Below are 19448 nucleotides of genomic sequence, written 5' to 3'. Positions count from 1 at the left end.
CTCTCGTTGAAGTGCAAATTTGGCACCGAGGGCGAAGCCCTGATGCGCGAGGTTGCCGCTATCGAGGATGTTGCACTGCTCCAATTGCTTGCTGACACCGTTGAGCATATCGAGAGTGTTGAGGAGTTGCGGGCGTGGCTGGCGGACGAGGCGGGGTAGCGGCGGGGGTTGGTGTGCCAAAAAGCCTTGCCGGTGGCGTTTAAGTTGGTGAGGGTGATGCGTTGGATGATGTCTGCTCGCGTGTCCTTGGCGATGCCCCGGAAGACCCTCACCCCCTGCCCCCTCTCCCGCAAGCGGGAGAGGGGGGGAAGAGATCGAGATTCTTGGCGTTGCAATGGGCTTCTTGCGGGACAACGCACACGATTTCTGTCCGCCCATGCCCCCCGACCCCCGCCCCCCGACCCCCGGCCCCCGATCCCCGATCCCCGATCCCCGATACCCGGAGTTCCACATGGCCCACGTCCTCGTAACCGGCGGTGCCGGCTTCATCGGCAGCCACCTCGTAGACGCCCTGCTCGCCCGTGGCGACACGGTGCGCGTCTTCGACGACTTGAGCACCGGCCAGCGCGCCAACTTGGCTGCGGTGCAGGCTGAGGTCGAGCTGCTTGAGGGCGACCTGCGCGATGCGGCCACGGTGGCGCGGGCGGTCGCAGGGGTCGAGGTGGTCTATCACCAGGGCGCACTGCCCTCGGTGCCGCGCTCGATTGCCGACCCGTTGACGAGCCACGCGGTCAATAGTACGGGTACGCTAAACCTGCTGCTGGCCGCCCGTGACGCCGGGGTGCGGCGGGTGGAGGTTTAATCGTGAAATTTATTGTTAAAACTTTGAAAAAATACGCAAAACAAACAATATCTTATCCTTATAATTTAGTTTGTAAAAATGAATATGACAATCAAGTATTTAAAAGATTCAATGAGAGAGCGGTTGAGTACTCTTTTGTGTTCAGGCAGCTCTCGCGTTATTATCCAATGAAAATCCTTGACGTTGGTACTGGTACTTCATCTCTACCGCACCTTATGCGTAGTTGTGGATTTTTAGTTTCGTCCATTGATAACATTAAAGATTACTGGCCTTCCGGTTTAATGAATCGGCATTATTATGTTATTAATGATGATATAACTAATCCGAAGATGCAATCCAAATTCGATTTGATAACTTGCGTAAGCGTATTAGAGCATATCAAGAATTTTGACACAGCTGTTGCTAATATGTTGTCCCTACTCAATCCAAATGGCTACTTGATCCTCACTTTTCCTTACACTGATCGGATTTATATTGAAAACGTATATAAAATTCCTGGTTCAAGCTATGGACAGAACGCATCATATATTTGTCAGTCATTCTCTAGAGAAAACATACTGAATTGGATGCGCGATGGTAATGGAGAGATTGTGGAACAAGAGTACTGGAGGTTCTGGGATGGTGATTTTTGGACGGCAGGTAATCAAGTAATACCACCTTGTAGGGTTGAAAAAGAGGCTAAGCACCAGATATCTTGTGTCTTAATAAGAAAAACCAGCAGAAATAACCCTTAGTAAACTGAATGTTTCGAATATTAACCAATAAGTTTTTAGCAGATTCGTTTTTTTTGGTAGTCGGTAGATTATTCATGGCGCTATGCGGTATTTTAGCAAGTATTCTTATTGCTCGTGGTTTAGGCCCTGAGAAGAAAGGTGCATTAACTACCATTCTGACAATACCGGTTCTTGTGCAATATCTTGCAGATATGGGAATTCGTCAATCAGTGGCATATTTTATGGGCCACAAAATCCACTCTGATCAAATAATAATATCTACTGTTTTATTGTTATCTGTAATTTTTTCATTCATTGGCGTACTGATCGCATTAATTGCTTATGGTGTTAGTGGTATAATTTTTAGTTACGGCTGGTTTAGTGTTAGTATTGCAATAATTATCCTTCCAATTAGTCTATTCTCTAGTTATTTTATTGGTATATTGTTGGCAAAACAAGAAATTAGATTGCTCGCTTTCGTGCAAGGTTTTGAGAGGGCTGGTTATTTTTTGCTAACCCTTGGATTGTTTTTTGTTGGAATGATGTCTGTTGAAAGTATGTTGTTGGTTTCAGTTTTTTCGCCCTTTGTTTTGATGATGTTCGGGTTTTTAATTGTGTCTCGCTACGGTGAATTGAGTCCAAAATATATACCAGGTGTTCCGATTGAGTTTTTGAAAATCGGATCGATAAATGCTTTGGCGATCTTTGTAATTGTTTTAATGTATCGTATAGATATAATAATGTTGGAGAGAATGAAAGGCGCTTACTTTGTTGGAGTTTATTCTATTGGTGTAGGTGTCGCTGAATTTCTTTGGTTAGTTCCTCGAGCGCTAACAATGGTTTTATTTGCACGAAGTTCAATAGCGAAAGATTATTTTTCTTTTGCAAAAAAGACTGTTATGCTACTGAAATTTACTTTGTGGTGTTCGTTGTTGTTTATGTCGATACTTTTTTTTCTTACGCCATATCTTATCCCATTGGTTTACGGAATTGAATACAATGATAGTGTTGCAGTATTACAAGCAATTATTCCTGGTATATGGTTTTCGTTGGTTTTCAAAATTCTACACGCAGACATGGCAGGAAGAGGTAAGCCAGGGACAGGAATGAATATATTTATTTCTTGTTTGCTGCTGAATGTTGTTTTGAATTTTTTGTGGATACCTATTTATGGCGCTATTGGTAGCGCATGGGCTTCTTCGGTGAGTTATGCGGTATTGGCTGTGTTGTTTGCAATTAAATACGCAAGAATTAACGATATTTCATTTGTTGAAATGTTTGTTTTTTCGGTTAATGACTTGAAAAGTGTTATTAAAATTGCCAAAGGTTAATTTGATGCCGCCAAGAGATTTAGATAGTTGTTGGATAATGGTAAAGTGTGCTCGGTGATGATGAGGTAGGAGACCTTCCCCAGAGGAAGATGCATCATGGGGTCGTGTTCGTCCATTCCGCCTGCCTCCAAGATTGTGATGGTGCTTGGCGCTGTGCATTAGGAAGCCATGAAGCGATCTTGCGCACTAACTGAAGATTGCCTGCCGACTCGTACCACTTTGTGGATGCGACCCTGTGGCCTCCGCAACCCCCCGGTGCCTCCGCTGGCTTGGTCGCTACACGGTCGTTTGGGTAACAATGGGCCAGTAGACCAAAGCCGACCCATTGATGCAGGCCCGCATCGCCGTGGATGCTATCGCTCAGGTGATGTGTATTGGTCTCTACAACCGTTTCATCGATGCGCAGCTTGTGTCCGTTGCTTACCTGCAGTTGCCGGGCCAGTGGGTGACATGATCCAGCAAGGCCTGCAAGGTCGTCGGCTGGATCAACCTGTCCCGGCGGATCAGGATGGTGTCGTCGGGAACCTAGTGGGCGTGACCCGACAGGTCTGGCGCAGCCCCAGGTGGTTGCCTACGAAGTGTTCCGTTGCCTCGAAAGCCAATACTAGAACGATGCCTATATCCGGCCTCATGAAATTTGGTTGTGAAGGATTGTTTTTAGGATGAATTCACTACTACGTTACACTAATATATTAATTGGTTTTATAAAACATCATTTCTTTAGTTTAACGAACCTTTCGGATGAAGCCATATCGAAATATCTGGTTATGAATTTGTCATTATCCAATATCGCTGAATTTGTTCGTGATCTAGAAGAACGAAGAGGTATTGTAAATACAGGCGACGATCTGCTTAAAAACATGAACGAAGTCTTCCCTGATGTTTTTTTGAGAATCGTTAATCGTGCTGATAAGGTTTGTGATCGTCAATTTGATTTGCTGGGTGTAAATATAAATCTTTCATCTCGTATTGAATGGTGTTCGGATTTTGCTACAGGATATAAATGGAAAAAATCCTATTATCGTTTCTTAAAACCAGCTCGCTATCCAGGAGGGTGTGATATTAAAGTTCCATGGGATTTGAGCGAGGGACACCAATGGGTTTGGCTTGCTCAGGCATATGTTTTGACCAATGATGATAGATATGTATTAGAATTTAAATCTCAAATAAACAATTGGTTGAAAGAAAATGCATTCCTGTACAGTGTGAATTGGGTTAGTCCAATGAAAGTTGCAACCAGAGTCTCAAACTGGTTGATTGCATTTGAATTAATGCGAAAATCTTATGTATTAGATGATGTATTCATTAAAAAATCAGTGAGTTCTTTTTTGCAACATGGCCAATTTATATTTGCACACCTTGAAGGGGGTCGTCAAAACCCCAAAACAGGTAACCACTATATAGCTAATTTAGTAGGCTTATTATATCTAGGTTTGCTGTGTCCGTATATCAAAGACAGTAAGCAGTGGTTGGATTTTGCCTTTGATGAGTTATGGAATGAACTTCATAAGCAAACCCTTTTTGACGGTATGCACCACGAGGGTTCGGTTTCATATCATCGATTAGTTGCAGAAATGTTTTTGTATAGCTATGTGATGTGTATTAATAATAAACTATACCCTCCTGCATTTGTTGCTGAACAAATACAAAAAATGTTAGATGTCATTAAAATTGTCACCAAACCTAATGGCGCAGCACCGCAGTTAGGCGATTCGGATAATGGTAGATTGCATAGACTTGCTACTTGGTCTGATCCGTACCGTGAGTGGATTGATTATCGTTATTTGCTTGCTATTGGTGCAATAGTATTTCACCGAGAAGACTATGCATTTGCTGCTGCTGATCAATGGGAGGAAGCTTTGTGGCTATTTGGATCTGGTGCGTTGACGTGGATGACTATAAACCGTAATAGTGTGATCAGTGATTCAAAAAAGACGTCAAGTAATTTAAATGATATAGGGTTGTACGTATCCCGATTTGATAAGAACTGTCTAATTGTAAATGCGGGGAGAAAGAGAGGTTTAGGAAAATTTGGTCATAATCATAATGATAGATTGAGTTTTGAATTACAAATAGAAGACCAGGACTTTATTATTGATCCTGGAACTTTTGTGTACACCAGAGATTTTAATCTGAGGAACATGTTCAGATCTACTTGCTACCATAGTACAGTAGTCGTAAATGATCAAGAGCAATCCTTTTTTGATCCAAAATACTGTTTTAAGATGCCGGATGATGTAAATTCATCTGTTCACGAATGGGTTGTGGACAAGGATTTTGATTTTTTAGACGCTTCTCATGACGGATATCTTCGTTTGCTAAATGTGATTCATCGACGGCAATTCTATTCCTCTAAATCAGGGTGCTACTGGATTGTCCGAGATATTGTTGAGGGTAGAGGTTTTCATGATTTTGATATTTACTTTCGATTGGCTCCCCGCTTAGTTGTCGAGAAAGAAATGATCGTTCCGGGGACTTATGTTATTAGTTCAGATAGAGGTGTGCGCTTACTCGTTATTCCCTTGAATGTTTTTTGTAATAATGATCCGTCCTATAAACATGAGGTTATTGATGGATGGGTTTCTTATTCTTATGGTAAACGGGAGCCAGCTTCAGTTATTCATTATCAATGGTCTTGTTCAGTTCCAAATACATGGGATTTTCTACTGCTCCCGGTGTTTCCTACAGAAACGACTGATCATGTTTGGTTGAAATTTAAAGAATTGGCTCCAAAATATTTACTAAACGCGAATTACTCCTGGTTTAAGTGATTAAAATGGATCATGTAATGCCAATTGTGCTTGAAACTGCCGATGATTACGCTGAGCGAAGCTTCCCGTCTGAGACCCTTCGCCTCGCTCCTGATAACATCCAGGGGATGTTATCTCGGTGCCACTGGCACGGGGGCCATTTAGTACTCAGGGTCGGTAATGCGGTATCATCAACGGTAATTGGTGAAATCATCCGCATTTAGCACTTACATCATTTAGGACTATGGACATGCGAATTCTTCATCTAGGTGTTGCATATCTTCCTTATATCGGTGGAAGTACTATCCGCCTGCAAGCATTGCTGACATTATTGGCTAAAAGGCCAAACATCGAGGTTCATTTGTTAGTGGCTATGGATCCTCGTAGGTTTGGTGTTTTACCTGCTTATGAAATAATTGATGGTGTTCATGTTCATCGCGTTGCTGATCAGACCCAGCTATTTTTGGCTCTTTTTCGTTTGCAAAGCGCAATGCAATTTGATGCTATTCATGTACATAATGCTCGCTATGGTCTATTTGCTATCCTCTCGGGTAATAAACCCGTGATTTTAGAATTCCATGCCCTACGAGAAATGAACAGGATAAAAGATATTTTGACCCAATTTGTCTGTAATCGTGCGAGGTATATATTTGTGCTGGCTCACTCTGCTAAGCAACAATTGATCAACCATTATAACCTTCTGGAAAATAGAATCGATGTTTTATATAATGGTATAAAATTTGATTTATTCAATCCCGAACTAGTTAGTGGTCAAATGATTCGTGATAAATTCAACCTCACTGGCTTGAAAGTCATTGGTTATGTTGGTACATTTCATTCTTGGCAAGGTGTGCATATACTTGTAGAATCTTTCAAGTTGGTTTTAAGCCATTATCCCGACATGAAACTTTTATTAGTGGGTGATGGTCCTGAAAAAGAAAGGCTTATGACGCAAGTTGGAGAACTCGGTATAGAAAAAAAGGTTATTTTTGCCGGATCCGTTCCTTTTCTTGAAACACCATCATACCTTGCTGCTATAGATGTTGTTGCTATCACTCGTCCTCAAACTGCTGAAACTAACAGTGCGGTTCCGCTTAAAGTGATAGAAGCCATGTGCATGAAGAAAAGCGTATTAGTTACTCCAGTACTCGGATTAATTGAAGTTGTTCGGCACAATCAAACAGGCTGGGTTTCGGAAGGCTTTGACGCTCGCGCTATTAGTAATATGATTGTTTCTGTGCTTGATCTCGAAGAAGATAAACGTAACAGTGTTGAACATATGGCAAGAGAATATGTTTTGCGGAATTTTAGTTGGGATGTTTCGGTTGATAAAATGCTTGAGGCTTATCATGCCATCTAGTGTTATGGCTATACTCAACGGTTCGAGCATGCTTTAGCATGAACCTAACGATGAGGTGCTACTTTGGAAGAATTTCTGATCAACGCGCTTTTATTTATTATTGTTTTTGTGATTTTGATGGTGTTTTTTCGTCAACCAGAATGGCCTTTAGCTTTACATGTGTCTGGTTTTTACTACTACCCTTTAATATTTGAAATTCTCGGATTAGAAACCTCGTCACTTACAACACTGACCTTTTATTTGTTTTTAGTAACAGGTTACTTGTTGCCGGTTTTTTTTCGACGCTCATCCAAAATCTTAGACGTACTACAAACGCGATCCAGTTTCTTTTTGGCACTGTTCACTGTGTGGATGATTTTTAACTGGATGTTTCTTAGTTTCGAATCAGCAATAGGTAGAGATAAAATAATCTTCATGTTTCTTTTGGCTTGGGCACCTTACGTGGGTGTTGCTACTTTTGACGACAAGCAGATGCATAGATTCTTAAAAATAATTGTATGGCTTGGTATGCTTGGAGTTGTAATATCACTTGTGCAACTATTCTTGGGATCTGGTTTCTCTAGTGCTACTGCAAGGTTTTCAATTACTGATGCTGCAAATCCTCTAGGCTATGCCTATGCGATTGGCTTAAGTGTTGCTGTACTATTGGTTTTCTTAGTTGAAGAGAAGAGACTGTGGGTGTGGCTTGTTGCGTTGGTGTACATCTCTACAAGTGTGATTTTAATTTTCATGTCAGCATCGCGTGGGCCAATACTTGCATTATTTGTGTCTTCAATATTTTATATTTCTCAATTCAATGGAAGACATAGAATCAAGATTGCGTCGCTTGTTTTTTTAAGTGTTTTTTTGTTGTGGTACTTGCTTCCCGTGTTTATTTCGGATGGTTTTCTTCAAAGATTTTCAGAAACAAGCAGTGCGATTTGGTCTGTAGTGTCATTGAATTACTCTGGTATGGACAGATATCAATTAATTACCGCTTCATCAGGTAGGTGGATTGTTTGGCAATCATCGATAAGTAACTTTATTGCTAATCCCATCGTAGGGGTGGGCCTCGGGAATGACAGGATTGACTTTATCAGTTCGAGTGTGAACGTTTTTGCGCATAACTTCGTTTTAGAAATAGCCGCCGAGTTGGGTTTGATAGGGTTGATTTTGTTTGCTGGTTTTATATTTAATATTTTTCGTTTGTTATTTAAAATGAATAAGTACTCAAGTGACCGAATTCTGATGGCGTCATTAACGGTTTTATTTACCTACTCAATTATTACGATGTCTTTCAGTGGTCGTTTGGTTACAGTGACAACTTTTTGGTTGGCTTGTGGCTGGATTTCTGGTTTTGCTGTGCGATCAAAATCCACTTTAGTTACGAGAAAAAATAATTCTAGAAGGTATATTTCTCCACTTCGTTCCTGAACTGACTTCTTTAAATTGGAGATTGTGAAGCACAAGAACCAGCCAAGACTCCTCGCTTCGCTTGGGGTGACAATGCAGCATGTTCATAGGCAATTGGTATTAGTAAGACAAGGCTTCGCCTTGCCGCTTCTTCCTTGACCGTTTGCTTGGGTGGCTGCGGAGGGCCCTAGCTCCTCCGCACCTCCCTGCGGGGCCGCAGGCCTCGCAGGGAGGTGCGGCAGCAGCAAAAAGCGTAACTTGGTTACGATCCTTGTCTAAGTAAACTACAGAGGAAACTTGAAATGAACTGTGCTCATGATAGAGAGGTATTTACTAACAAGTTTAGAGTGCTTCTGATTCAACGTATACTGCCACAATATCGCGTTGCCTTTTTTGATAAATTAAATGCTTCAGAAAAGCTAGATTTGACATTTGGTTTTGGTGGTCATTCTGCTGACAGAACCATTATGAGCATCCAGCCCCCGAGCAACTGGAAAGCAATAAAGCTCTCAAATTGGTACTGGCGTCAGCGCGAGACTATTTGTTGGCAATCAGGTGTGCTCAGGTTGATTCGGCCTGAGAATATTGATGCCGTAATCGCCGAATTTAATCCTCGCATCCTTACCAACGTATTGGCGCTGTTTAAGGCACGAATGTTTAATCTGCCTTTTATATGGTGGGGGCATGGTGTAAGCAGTACGAGATCAAGTAAAATTGCTGAAGGTGTAAGGAAAAAGTTGATCGAAATTGCTGACGGGGTTATTCTCTATGATGATAAGGCAAAATCTTATCTGGTAGACATGGGTTTGCCTGAAGAAAAGTTTTTTGTTGCTTTTAATTCTGTTGATACTAGGCGCATTAAGTTATTAAGGGGTGATTTCCAAAAAAACGCGAGTAAGCGGCGTGTCATTTATGTTGGCCGTCTTCTTAAACAGAAAAACCTTGATTTGCTGATTCGTGCATTTGCTGATGTATTGTCTGTAACGCATCAGGATCTTGTTCTTACACTGGTTGGCGATGGGCCTGTGAAACAGGATCTTATTCAAATGACGAATGATCTTGGTGTGTCGCATGCTGTTGAATTCAAGGGGTCGATTTTTGACGAAGAAATATTGGCTAAAATGTACTCGGATTCATTAATGGTAATATCACCAGGTTGTGTTGGGCTTATGGCTATTCAAGCTCTGTCATTCGGTGTGCCTTTGCTTATCCCAGATCAAGATGATCATGGGCCAGAAGCGAATATGTTAAAAGACAAACAAACTGTTTTGTTATTTGAATCAAATTCAATTTCAAGTTTAACAAGTCAGATGATCGAGATAATTAATAATCTAGAGCTAAGGTCTTACTTAATTACTAATGGTGTCGATTTGATTGAACGGTACTATAGTCTGGATGCCATGGTGGGTGTATTCGAAAATGCGCTCCTCGCAGCTGTTAAGAAGAAAGGATAGCTCATGAAATTATGTTTTATAGCTGATGCGAGAAGCCCAATCGCACAGAACTGGATATCGTATTTTGTTGGTGCTGATTATGATGTTCATGTTATTTCCTCATATCCATGTGCGTCAAGTGCAATTCATGGGGCTAGTATTTATGAGTTTCCTCTGGCATTTGCTCGTTTTAGTTCTTCAAGAATTAATTCGACATCTATGAATAGTAAAAAAAACCAGTCACGGGCTCGGATTAGCTCGCCTTTTACTAAAACTTTAATCCGTGATTGGGTCGCAATGTTAGATGTGATACCCCACGTAAGTAAATTGCGTAGGCTGATTAATACCATCAATCCAGATTTAGTCCATGCTATGCGTATTCCTTTTGAAGGTATTGCAGCTTCTATGGCTGTTGATGCTCGATTTCCCCTGCTAGTTTCAGTCTGGGGCAATGACTACACATTACATGCAAAGCATAGTTTGCCAACTGCGATCATGACTCGTCGCACAGTACGAAGAACTGATGCGATACATTGTGATTGTGAAAGAGACTTACGCCTTTCATTTAAATGGGGTTTTCGTGTAGATGCCCCCTCTTTGGTCGTTCCGACTGCGGGAGGTATTCAATCTGATACTTTTTTTTCAAGAACAGTTACTGATAGTAAGGTGAATTACCAAGAGTTTCAGAATAAGCGAGTTGTTATTAATCCAAGAGGTATTCGAGGTTATATGCGAAATGATGTATTTTTTCGTAGTATTCCTAGGGTCTTACATTACCATCCTGATGTACTCTTCGTGTGTCCGGGAATGGCTGGAGATAAGAATGCAATCAACTGGGTAAAGCAATATAATCTAGAAAAACATGTTGTATTGCTGCCGAGTGTTAAGCGTGATGAAATGGCGGAATTGTTTCGCCTTTCTGAGATTATGGTGTCTCCGAGTATCCATGATGGAACGCCCAACTCTCTTCTTGAAGCAATGTCGTGTGGATGTTTTCCAGTAGTTAGTGCTTTAGAATCAGTTAAAGAATGGATAACCGATCAAGATAACGGTTTGTTTTTTGACATCACATCCGAAAATGACTTGGCCGACAAGGTTGTTCGAGCTCTCGATGATGATCAACTACGTAATAATGCTAGATTGCGTAATATTAGGATAATCCAAGAGAGAGCTGACTATGCAACGGTCATGCCGAGCGTTGTTGCTTTTTATCGCCTCCTCATCAACTCAGTTTCAATTCGACCGTTGTCACAGAGATAATGTTACTGTGAAGCGTATCGAGAAAGGATGGCTATGATTTTTCAGCGAAAAAACTTGCGACTTGCTCGTACATTGATTCGTCATGCTCTAGGATTAGGTTTCTATGCTCGCCCTGATATTACGTGCTATAAGGAACGTCATGGCTCTGATTACGGGGGGTGGTGGTTGCAGCCAAAGTTGTTAAATGATGATAGTATTATATACTCAGTAGGGGTTGGGACAGATATTAGCTTTGATTTGTCGATTATTAAGAATTTAGGGGTTTCTGTTCATGCGTTTGATCCGACCCCAAAATCAATTGATTGGCTGAAGAAGCAAGAAAAACCTGATCGTTTCGTGTTTCATGATATAGGAGTTGCTCATTATGATGGTTTTGCGCGTTTTTACGCGCCTAAAAACGCGCAGCATGTGTCTCATAGCATGATTTCTCAAGACAATGTAGGTGATGAAGCGATTGAAGTGCGGGTTTGTAGTTTGCAGACGATCATGAAAGAACTAGCTCATGATCGTATTGATGTATTAAAAATAGATATTGAAGGGGCGGAGTACTCGCTGATTGATCAAATCTTAGAGGAAAGTATTCCTGTTCAGCAATTGCTAGTCGAATTTCATCATCGTGTCATTCCTGATGGAGTGAAAATGACGAAAAAGACGGTTCAAAAAATGAGAGAATCAGGTTACCGTATATTTGCTGTTTCGGAAAATGGTGAGGAGTTTTCTTTTGTTAAACTAGATTGATTTATGAGTTAAGGATTTTAACTAAACATGCACCAAATCATCCAAAACCTCAAAACTGGCGCGACGGAGCTGCTTGAGACGCCGCCGCCCCGCTGCGGCCCTGGCAAGCTGCTGATTGCGACGCAGCACAGCCTGATCTCGGCGGGCACGGAGCGCATGCTGGTCGAGTTTGGCCAGGGCAACCTGCTCGCAAAGGCGCGCTCGCAGCCCGATAAGGTGCGCCAGGTGTTGGCGAAGATCCAGACTGATGGGCTGCTGCCGACCCTCGAAACCGTCTTTGCGCGCCTCGATCAGCCGTTGCCGCTGGGCTACTGCAATGCCGGCGTCGTGCTGGAGGTGGGCGCAGGGGTGCGCGGCTTTCGCGTCGGTGATCGCGTCGTCTCCAATGGGTCGCACGCTGAAGTCGTCGCGGTGCCGCAGAACCTCTGTGCCCGCATCCCTGAGCCGGTGGCGACGGAGGCCGCCGCTTTTACGGTGTTGGCTGCGGTGGCCTTGCAGGGCGTGCGCCTCGTTGCGCCGACCCTCGGTGAGCGCGTGGTCGTGCTTGGCCTGGGCTTGCTCGGTCTGCTGACCGTGCAGCTGCTGCGCGCCAATGGCTGCCATGTGCTCGGCATGGATTTTGATGCGCAGAAGTGTGCCCTGGCGCGGCAGTTTGGGGCCGAGGCGCTCGAACTCACCAGGGGGGCCGATCCGGTCGCGGCGGGGATGGCCTTTGCGGATGGGCGTGGCGTGGATGCGGTGCTGATCACCGCCGCGACCAAGAGTAATGCGCCCATCCAGCAGGCGGCCCAGATGAGCCGCAAGCGCGGGCGGATTGTGCTCGTCGGCGTGACCGGCCTTGAACTCTCGCGGGCCGATTTTTACGAGAAGGAACTGACCTTCCAGGTCTCCTGTTCCTATGGCCCCGGGCGCTACGATGAGAGCTACGAGCAGCAGGGCCACGACTACCCCTTTGGCCTGGTGCGCTGGACAGAACAGCGCAATTTTGAGGCGATCCTTGGGCTCTTGGCCGATGGCCGCCTTGATGTGCGCCCGCTGATCTCGCGGCGCGTGCCCTTCGTTGAGGCACCTAAAGTCTATAAAGAACTGGTCAGCGACCGGACGTTGTTGGGGGTGGTGTTGGGTTATGGGGATGGAGCAGAGAACAGAGGAACAGAGGAACAGAGAACAGAGGAGCAGAGAGCAGAGGAACAGAGGAGCAGAGGAACAGAGGAACAGAGGAGCAGAGGAACAGAGGAACAGCCCTCATCCCTCAGCCCTCATCCTTCAGCCCTCATCTTTCAGCCCTCATCCTTCAGCCCTCATCCTTCAGCCCTCATCCCTGCTCAAGGCTCTGTCGTCGCTGGCGTGATCGGCGCGGGCAATTTTGCCTCGCTGGTACTGATTCCGGCGCTGGCGAAGAGTGGGGCGACGCTGCATACGGTGGCTACGTCGAGTGGGCGTGATGCGGCGCTGGCGGCACGCAAGTTTGGCTTTGTTCGGGCGGTGGCCGACTATCGCGAGGTGTTGGCTGATCCGGCGATCAATACGGTCTTTATTGCGACGCGCCACAATAGTCACGCCCGCATGGTGATTGAGGCACTGATTGCAGGTAAGCATGTCTTTGTCGAGAAGCCGCTGGCGCTCACGCGGGAAGAGTTGACGGCGGTAGCGGTGGCGCTGCACCAAGTCTCTGATCGCCAGTTACTGGTGGGCTTCAATCGCCGCTTTGCGCCCCTCGCGGTGCAGATGCGTCAGTTGCTCGCCACACGCAGCGAACCGCTCACGCTCGTCTATACCGTCAATGCAGGCGCTATCTCAGCAAACCACTGGACGCAAGATGCTCTGGTAGGGGGCGGGCGCATCATCGGCGAGGGTTGCCACTTTGTTGACCTGCTGCGCTTCCTGGTCGGCCACCCCATCCGTGAGGTGGTGGCGCGCAGCATGGGCGCAGCCCCTGGCCTCGCGGTGCGCGAAGACAAAATGACGCTCACGCTCAGTTTTGCTGATGGGTCACTGGGTACCATCCACTACTTTGCTAATGGCAGCAAGCAATTCCCCAAGGAGCGGATCGAGGTCTTTAGCGGCGGGCGCATCCTGAGTCTCGATAATTTCCAGCGGCTACGCGGCTACGGCTGGCCTGGTCTGCGCGGACAGCACCTCTGGCGTCAGGACAAGGGCCACGCGGCAGAACTGGCCGCCTTTGTCGCCCGCGTGCGCCAAGGCGGAACGTGGTTGATTCCTTGGGAAGAGTTGCAAGAGGTGAGTCTGGTGACGTTCAGTGCAGTAGAGCAGAGTCGTGAGGGATGAGGGATGAGGGATGAAGGATGAGGGATGAAGGATGAGGGATGAAGGATGAGGGATGAAGGATGAGGGATGAGGGATGAAGGCTGGGGCGCTGTTTCCTGCTCGTCACTTGCCACTTGCCACTTGCCACTTGCCACTTGCCACTTGCCACTTGCCACTTGCCACTTGCCACTTGCCACTTGCCACTTGCCACTTGCCACTTGCCACTTGCCACTCGTCACTCGTCACTTGCCACTCGTCACTAACACAAACCCATGCAAATTCTCCATGTCGTCGGTGCCCGCCCCAATTTCATGAAGGTCGCGCCGGTCTTGCGGGCGCTGCGCGCCTACCCTGAGGTGACGCAGCGGCTTGTGCATACCGGCCAGCACTATGATGCGGCCATGTCGGAGGTCTTTTTCAGTCAATTGGAGCTACCCGCGCCCGACGTAAATCTCGGGGTGGGGTCGGGCAGCCATGCCGTACAGACGGCTCAGGTGATGCTGCGCTTCGAGGAGACGGTGCTGGCAATGCACCCGGATCTGGTGCTGGTCTATGGCGATGTCAACTCAACCGTGGCCGCAAGCCTCGTCTGTGCCAAGTTAGGCATTCGCGTGGGGCATGTCGAGGCGGGACTGCGCTCCTTCGACCGCACCATGCCCGAAGAGATCAACCGGCTGGTCACGGATCAGATTGCCGATCTGCTCTTCACCCCCTCAGCCGATGGTGACCGCAACCTGCTGCGTGAAGGGGTCGATCCCGCAAAGATTCACCTGGTTGGCAATGTGATGATTGATACACTAGTGCGGCTCTTGCCCCAAGCCGAAGCGGGCTGGCCTGCGCTGCGTGCCCGCCTCGGCTTGGGTACACGCTACGGCCTTGTGACGCTGCACCGCCCATCGAATGTAGACGAACCGGTCATGCTGGCCCAAATTCTGGCGACGTTGGGTGAGTTGGCGAGCGAACTGCCCTTGCTCTTCCCGATCCACCCGCGCACACGGCGACGGATTGCCGAGCAGGGTTTAGCGGCGCAAGCGGCCCGACTACACCTGTGTGAGCCGTTGGGCTACCTAGAGTTTCTCGCCTTGCAGGCCCATGCCCAACTGGTAATCAGCGACTCGGGCGGAGTGCAGGAGGAGACAACCTACCTACGCGTACCATGCCTGACCGTGCGGGCGAACACCGAGCGCCCGGTGACCGTTGACGTGGGCAGCAACCAACTGGTAGGCCAAGACATGGCGCGTTTGCGGGCGGGGGCGGAAGCGGTGCTGCGCGGAGCGCATCGCATGGGTGCGATCCCGCCGCTGTGGGATGGGCGAGCGGGCGAGCGGATTGCGGCGGTGTTGGTATGATGGTCTGGATCAAACTTCAGACCGCTTGGCAGTTGGGGTTGCTGAGTCTCTACCGCTACCTCAGGTATCGCATTAGCGTCAAGAGCGGGCTGAACCCGGTGCGGCGCTTACGGGCCGAGCTTCCGTCAGCCCCCTTCTTTACGCCACCGCCGCAGAACATCAGCGGGGCACACACGTCTGCACTCTGGCGGGATGAGGCGCACTACTTTGGTTGGTACACAATACCGCTCCATGGCCTTCCGCCAGCATGGCACAAGAACCCCTTTCGTGGCACAAGCGTTGTTGATCCCAAGCGGCCATGGTGGTGCCTCCCCGATTTCGATCCCAACCTTGGCGACATCAAAACCATTTGGGAACCCTCCCGTTTTGATTGGGTTCTCCATGATGCATTACGCGCACGCAGCGGTGATCGTATTGCACTTGAGCGACTGAACCACTGGCTCAATGATTGGCTCCAGCATAATCCACCCTACGAGGGGCCAAATTGGAAGTGTGGCCAAGAGAGTTCGCTTCGGGTGATGCATCTTGCGCTGGCAGCGATCATACTACGGCAGTGGGAGCGACCAAGCAATGGGCTACAGGCGCTCATACGGTGCCATTTGGCACGCATTGCGCCGACGATAGACTACGCATTGGCGCAGAACAACAATCATGGCACAAGCGAAGCGGCGGCGCTCTTCATTGGGGGCAGTTGGCTCTACCGACAAGACCAGAGCGATCATGAGGCGGCGCAGTGGCGACAGCATGGCCGAAACTGGCTTGAGGAGCGGGCCAAGCGTCTGATTGCCGCCGATGGAAGCTTCAGCCAATACTCAGTCAACTACCACCGCATGATGCTCGATACCCTCAGTTTGGCATGCCTGTGGCAACAATTGCTTGGCGAGCCGCCCTTTTCGCATAGCTTTAGGGTGCGTTGCCAACGTGCGATCGCATGGCTCTATGCCTTCACCGATCCAACAACTGGCGACACGCCCAATCTTGGCGCAAACGACGGCGCACGCCTCTACCCGCTGACCGCCAGCGACCAGCGCGATTGTCGCCCAAGCCTACAGGTCGCAGCCGCTCTCTTTAGTCAACAGCGGGCCTATGCGGATCATACTTGGGATAGCCTGTTAGCTCTCTTAGGCATAGCGCAAGCAGAAGCGCCTTTAGCGCAACCAACGACCAAGCTCTTTGATCAGGGCGGCTACGCGCTACTCTGCGCCGACCAGAGCCGTGTCTACATCCGCTATCCGCGCTACCGCTTCAGGCCCGCGCAGAGTGATGCCCTTCACGTTGATGTATGGCTTGGCAGCACCAACCTGCTGCGCGATGGCGGCTCATACAGCTATGCCGCCGAGACGGAATGGCAGGACTATTTCAGGGGCAGTGCAAGCCACAATACCGTGCAGTTTGACGAGCGCGATCAGATGCCACGCCTGGGGCGTTTCCTCTACGGCGCTTGGCTACGCACACGGCAGCGGAAGTTACAGATCAAGCGTGGCGTAACCACCTTTAGCGCAGCATACCGCGACTGGCAGGGTGCCTACCACAAGCGCGAAGTGACCCTCGCAGCGGGCCACTTGCGCGTGGTAGACCAGATTAGTGGTTTTCGTCAGAAGGCCATCCTACGCTGGCGACTCTGCCCAGGAGCCTGGCAACGCACCGCGCAAGGCTGGCAGCATGGCACATACAGCGTCCAACTGCATGCCACCATGCCCATCCAACGCCTTGAACTCGTATCAGGATGGGAGTCACGTTACTACATGCAACGCACGCCACTGCCGGTGATCGAGATGGAGGTAGACCAAGCCGGTAGCCTACACAGCGAGTTTAGTTGGTCAACGTAGCGATTGAACAGTCCGTGCGACATGCTCTACTCGCCACTCGCCACTCGTCACTTGTCACTCGCCACTCGTCACTAGCATAAAATCTCTATGCACATTCTCTATTTTCACCAACACTTTGCCACACCACAAGGCACTTCTGGCACGCGATCCTACGAATTTGCCCGTGCCCTCCTTGCGGCGGGGCATCAGGTCACCATGGTGCGGGGCGAAAATGCCTTTGTGCGCCTCAACCTACCCTACGACCAGCGTGCGGGTTATTATCGGGGCTTGGTAGACGGCATTGACGTTATCTCGCTGCCACTCAGCTATTCGAACCGTGACTCACTGCAACAACGGACGTTGAGTTTCCTGCGCTTTGCTTGGCGGAGTGTGCTGATCAGCTTGCGCGAGCAGTACGACCTTGTCTTTGCAACCTCAACGCCCCTAACGGCAGGCATACCGGGCATTGCGGCGCGCTGGTTACGCGGCAAGCCCTTCATCTTCGAGGTACGCGACCTCTGGCCAGAGTTACCACGCGCCCTCGGCATGCGCAATCCGTTCCTCTTAGGGGGAATGAGTCTGCTCGAGTGGCTCACCTACCAATCGGCGCATGCTTGTATTGGTCTCTCGCCGGGGATCGTAGCGGGTATCAAGCGGCGCTCGCAACGTGGCAAGCCGGTGGCGATGATTCCCAACGGCTGTGATCTTGAACTGTTCAAGCCACAGCCTGAGCAACGGATTGAGTTGCCAGGTATCAGCGAAGTTGATTTTGTAGCCGCTTTCACCGGCTCACACGGCATAGCCAACGGCCTTGATGCGGTACTCGATGCTGCTGCGATCTTAAAGCAGCGTGGAGCAACAACGATCAAGTTGCTCTTCATCGGCGACGGCAACCAGAAGGATGCGCTAGTGCAACGCGCACACAGGCAGCAACTCGACAACTGCATCTTCCTGCCACCGATCGCCAAGACCGAACTTGCCGCTCTGATCGGACGACTCGATTGCGGCTTAATGATCCTAAAGAACCTACCCGCCTTCTACTACGGCACATCACCCAATAAATTTTTTGACTACATCGCTGCCGGCATTCCTGTCCTCAACAACTACCCAGGCTGGCTCGCCAATCTCATCAGCGAGCATGCGTGCGGGGTTGCAGTAGCCCCCGACGCCCCAGTGGCGTTTGCTGAAGGACTGCTCTGGTTGCAGGCAAATCCAGCCGAACGCCAGCGCATGGGGCTGAACGCCCGCGCATTGGCCGAGAAATCCTTCGCCCGCGAAAAGCTTGCCCGCGAGTTTGTAAGCTTTCTTGAGGATCAGGTGTAGTTGAGGGTGTACGCGAGAGACTGCACCACCGCCCATTTCGTCCGGCGCATGCAGCAACTCATTTTGTAATCTTCGACCACCTGTAGCACCCACCCCCACTACGCGCAACGCCTTAGCCAAGGCGTTTATTTAGTGTGTGTGGCATAAACAGTCTTGGAGTATCGCTATGTATGCTCGTTGCGGCAAACGCACCTTCGACCTTCTGCTGACAATTCCGGCGTTGATCATCTTTAGCCCGTTGCTCTGCATTCTAGCCCTCCTCGTACGCTTCAAGCTCGGCACACCCGTCATCTTCCGCCAGCAGCGCCCGGGGCTGCACGGCAAGCCCTTTACCATTTACAAGTTTCGCACCATGACCGATGCGCGTGATGCTGAAGGCAAACTGCTGCCCGACGCGCAGCGATTGCCGCCGTTTGGCCAGTGGCTCCGCAGCACCAGCCTCGACGAACTACCCGAACTCTGGAATGTGCTGCGCGGCGAGATGAGCCTCGTGGGGCCGCGTCCGTTGCTGATGCACTATCTGGAGCGCTACACCCCAGAACAGGCGCGTCGCCATGAGGTGCGACCCGGCATTACGGGCTGGGCGCAGGTGAGTGGACGCAACGGCTGCAGTTGGCGCAAAAAATTGGCGCTTGATGTCGCCTATGTGCAGCGCTACTCGTTTTGGCTTGATCTTTGCATTCTGGTGCTTACCATGCTCATCATCGTGACTCGTGAGGGCGTTACCCAGCCCGGCCACGCGACGGCGGAGGAGTTTAAGCCAAAAGAGGCGTAAAGGGCGTGGTGTTCGGGGAGGGCTTCGCCCTCCCCGAATACCCCGCCCCCCTAGGGCGAAAGGTGAGTTGTAATACCAATTACCTATGAACATACCGCATTAATCGCCTCCCGGAGGTAGGGGTATCCGGTCAGGGATTGCACGAC

General features: G+C 48.7%; 16 protein-coding genes. 15 read left to right on the top strand and 1 reads right to left on the bottom strand.

The window, feature by feature from the left end:
• Positions 1-451 precede the first annotated feature (451 nt).
• The 11 genes from CJ255_RS16155 (at position 452) to CJ255_RS16110 (ending at position 14068) form a co-directional block, all read left to right on the top strand.
• Complete coding sequence (locus tag CJ255_RS16155) at positions 452-802, top strand: NAD-dependent epimerase/dehydratase family protein (protein ID WP_097645132.1); 351 nt, start codon at positions 452-454, stop codon at positions 800-802.
• A 2-nt stretch (positions 803-804) separates the two neighbouring features.
• Positions 805-1536, top strand: a complete 732-nt coding sequence (locus CJ255_RS16150) for a class I SAM-dependent methyltransferase (protein ID WP_097645131.1) — start codon at positions 805-807, stop codon at positions 1534-1536.
• A gap of 8 nt (positions 1537-1544) precedes the next feature.
• Entirely contained in the window at positions 1545-2846 is a 1302-nt protein-coding gene (locus CJ255_RS16145) for an oligosaccharide flippase family protein (protein ID WP_097645130.1), read from the top strand.
• Between the two features lie 328 nt (positions 2847-3174).
• Positions 3175-3300, top strand: a complete 126-nt coding sequence (locus CJ255_RS24710) for a hypothetical protein (RefSeq protein ID WP_281257216.1) — start codon at positions 3175-3177, stop codon at positions 3298-3300.
• A gap of 208 nt (positions 3301-3508) precedes the next feature.
• Positions 3509-5617: an alginate lyase family protein gene (locus CJ255_RS16140; RefSeq protein WP_097645129.1), complete on the top strand. Its 2109-nt coding sequence runs from the start codon at positions 3509-3511 to the stop codon at positions 5615-5617.
• Positions 5618-5846: 229 nt separating this feature from the next.
• A complete protein-coding gene (locus CJ255_RS16135) occupies positions 5847-6956 on the top strand; it encodes a glycosyltransferase family 4 protein (RefSeq protein ID WP_165774750.1) in 1110 nt (369 codons plus the stop codon).
• Positions 6957-7019: 63 nt separating this feature from the next.
• On the top strand, positions 7020-8369 hold the full coding sequence (locus tag CJ255_RS16130; RefSeq protein ID WP_097645127.1) for an O-antigen ligase family protein: 1350 nt from the start codon (positions 7020-7022) through the stop codon (positions 8367-8369).
• Between the two features lie 281 nt (positions 8370-8650).
• On the top strand, positions 8651-9802 hold the full coding sequence (locus CJ255_RS16125; protein ID WP_097645126.1) for a glycosyltransferase family 4 protein: 1152 nt from the start codon (positions 8651-8653) through the stop codon (positions 9800-9802).
• A gap of 3 nt (positions 9803-9805) precedes the next feature.
• On the top strand, positions 9806-11041 hold the full coding sequence (locus CJ255_RS16120) for a glycosyltransferase family 4 protein (protein ID WP_097645125.1): 1236 nt from the start codon (positions 9806-9808) through the stop codon (positions 11039-11041).
• Between the two features lie 27 nt (positions 11042-11068).
• The gene (locus tag CJ255_RS16115; protein ID WP_097645124.1) at positions 11069-11779 is read left to right on the top strand and encodes an FkbM family methyltransferase; all 711 of its coding nucleotides are present in this window, start codon (positions 11069-11071) and stop codon (positions 11777-11779) included.
• 27 nt (positions 11780-11806) lie between these two features.
• A complete protein-coding gene (locus CJ255_RS16110) occupies positions 11807-14068 on the top strand; it encodes a bi-domain-containing oxidoreductase (RefSeq protein WP_097645123.1) in 2262 nt (753 codons plus the stop codon).
• A gap of 102 nt (positions 14069-14170) precedes the next feature.
• On the opposite strand, the gene CJ255_RS24705 is transcribed toward CJ255_RS16110, so the two are convergent.
• Positions 14171-14293: a hypothetical protein gene (locus CJ255_RS24705; RefSeq protein WP_281257215.1), complete on the bottom strand. Its 123-nt coding sequence runs from the start codon at positions 14291-14293 to the stop codon at positions 14171-14173.
• 26 nt (positions 14294-14319) lie between these two features.
• On the opposite strand from CJ255_RS24705, the gene wecB reads away from it, so the two are divergent.
• The 4 genes from wecB to CJ255_RS16085 all read left to right on the top strand — a co-directional run bounded on the left by wecB (position 14320) and on the right by CJ255_RS16085 (position 19302).
• Positions 14320-15396, top strand: a complete 1077-nt coding sequence (wecB, locus tag CJ255_RS16100; RefSeq protein WP_097645121.1) for a non-hydrolyzing UDP-N-acetylglucosamine 2-epimerase — start codon at positions 14320-14322, stop codon at positions 15394-15396.
• Positions 15393-17225 carry a heparinase II/III family protein gene (locus tag CJ255_RS16095; protein ID WP_097645120.1) on the top strand — a complete coding sequence of 611 codons (1833 nt, stop codon included), beginning with the start codon at positions 15393-15395 and terminating at the stop codon, positions 17223-17225. Before wecB ends, CJ255_RS16095 begins: the two co-directional genes overlap by 4 nt.
• 87 nt (positions 17226-17312) lie before the next feature.
• Entirely contained in the window at positions 17313-18527 is a 1215-nt protein-coding gene (locus CJ255_RS16090; RefSeq protein ID WP_097645119.1) for a glycosyltransferase family 4 protein, read from the top strand.
• Positions 18528-18693: 166 nt separating this feature from the next.
• Positions 18694-19302 carry a sugar transferase gene (locus CJ255_RS16085; RefSeq protein WP_097645118.1) on the top strand — a complete coding sequence of 203 codons (609 nt, stop codon included), beginning with the start codon at positions 18694-18696 and terminating at the stop codon, positions 19300-19302.
• Positions 19303-19448 lie beyond the last annotated feature (146 nt).

Source organism: Candidatus Viridilinea mediisalina, assembly GCF_002532535.1.
GTDB classification, from domain to species: Bacteria; Chloroflexota; Chloroflexia; order Chloroflexales; family Chloroflexaceae; genus Viridilinea; species Viridilinea mediisalina.
The sequence above is the reverse complement of the archived record's forward strand: the minus strand, read 5'-3'. Positions and strand labels throughout refer to the sequence as shown.

What these genes read in the sequence shown, in the direction of transcription:
- CJ255_RS16115 (WP_097645124.1), top strand. Translation starts at nt 11,069, where the DNA reads ATGGCTATGATTTTTCAGCGAAAAAACTTGCGACTTGCTCGTACATTG.
- CJ255_RS16110 (WP_097645123.1), top strand. Translation starts at nt 11,807, where the DNA reads ATGCACCAAATCATCCAAAACCTCAAAACTGGCGCGACGGAGCTGCTT.
- CJ255_RS16095 (WP_097645120.1), top strand. Translation starts at nt 15,393, where the DNA reads ATGATGGTCTGGATCAAACTTCAGACCGCTTGGCAGTTGGGGTTGCTG.
- CJ255_RS16090 (WP_097645119.1), top strand. Translation starts at nt 17,313, where the DNA reads ATGCACATTCTCTATTTTCACCAACACTTTGCCACACCACAAGGCACT.
- wecB (WP_097645121.1), top strand. Translation starts at nt 14,320, where the DNA reads ATGCAAATTCTCCATGTCGTCGGTGCCCGCCCCAATTTCATGAAGGTC.
- CJ255_RS16135 (WP_165774750.1), top strand. Translation starts at nt 5,847, where the DNA reads ATGCGAATTCTTCATCTAGGTGTTGCATATCTTCCTTATATCGGTGGA.
- CJ255_RS16155 (WP_097645132.1), top strand. Translation starts at nt 452, where the DNA reads ATGGCCCACGTCCTCGTAACCGGCGGTGCCGGCTTCATCGGCAGCCAC.
- CJ255_RS24710 (WP_281257216.1), top strand. Translation starts at nt 3,175, where the DNA reads ATGCAGGCCCGCATCGCCGTGGATGCTATCGCTCAGGTGATGTGTATT.
- CJ255_RS16140 (WP_097645129.1), top strand. Translation starts at nt 3,509, where the DNA reads ATGAATTCACTACTACGTTACACTAATATATTAATTGGTTTTATAAAA.
- CJ255_RS16120 (WP_097645125.1), top strand. Translation starts at nt 9,806, where the DNA reads ATGAAATTATGTTTTATAGCTGATGCGAGAAGCCCAATCGCACAGAAC.
- CJ255_RS16125 (WP_097645126.1), top strand. Translation starts at nt 8,651, where the DNA reads ATGAACTGTGCTCATGATAGAGAGGTATTTACTAACAAGTTTAGAGTG.
- CJ255_RS16085 (WP_097645118.1), top strand. Translation starts at nt 18,694, where the DNA reads ATGTATGCTCGTTGCGGCAAACGCACCTTCGACCTTCTGCTGACAATT.
- CJ255_RS16145 (WP_097645130.1), top strand. Translation starts at nt 1,545, where the DNA reads ATGTTTCGAATATTAACCAATAAGTTTTTAGCAGATTCGTTTTTTTTG.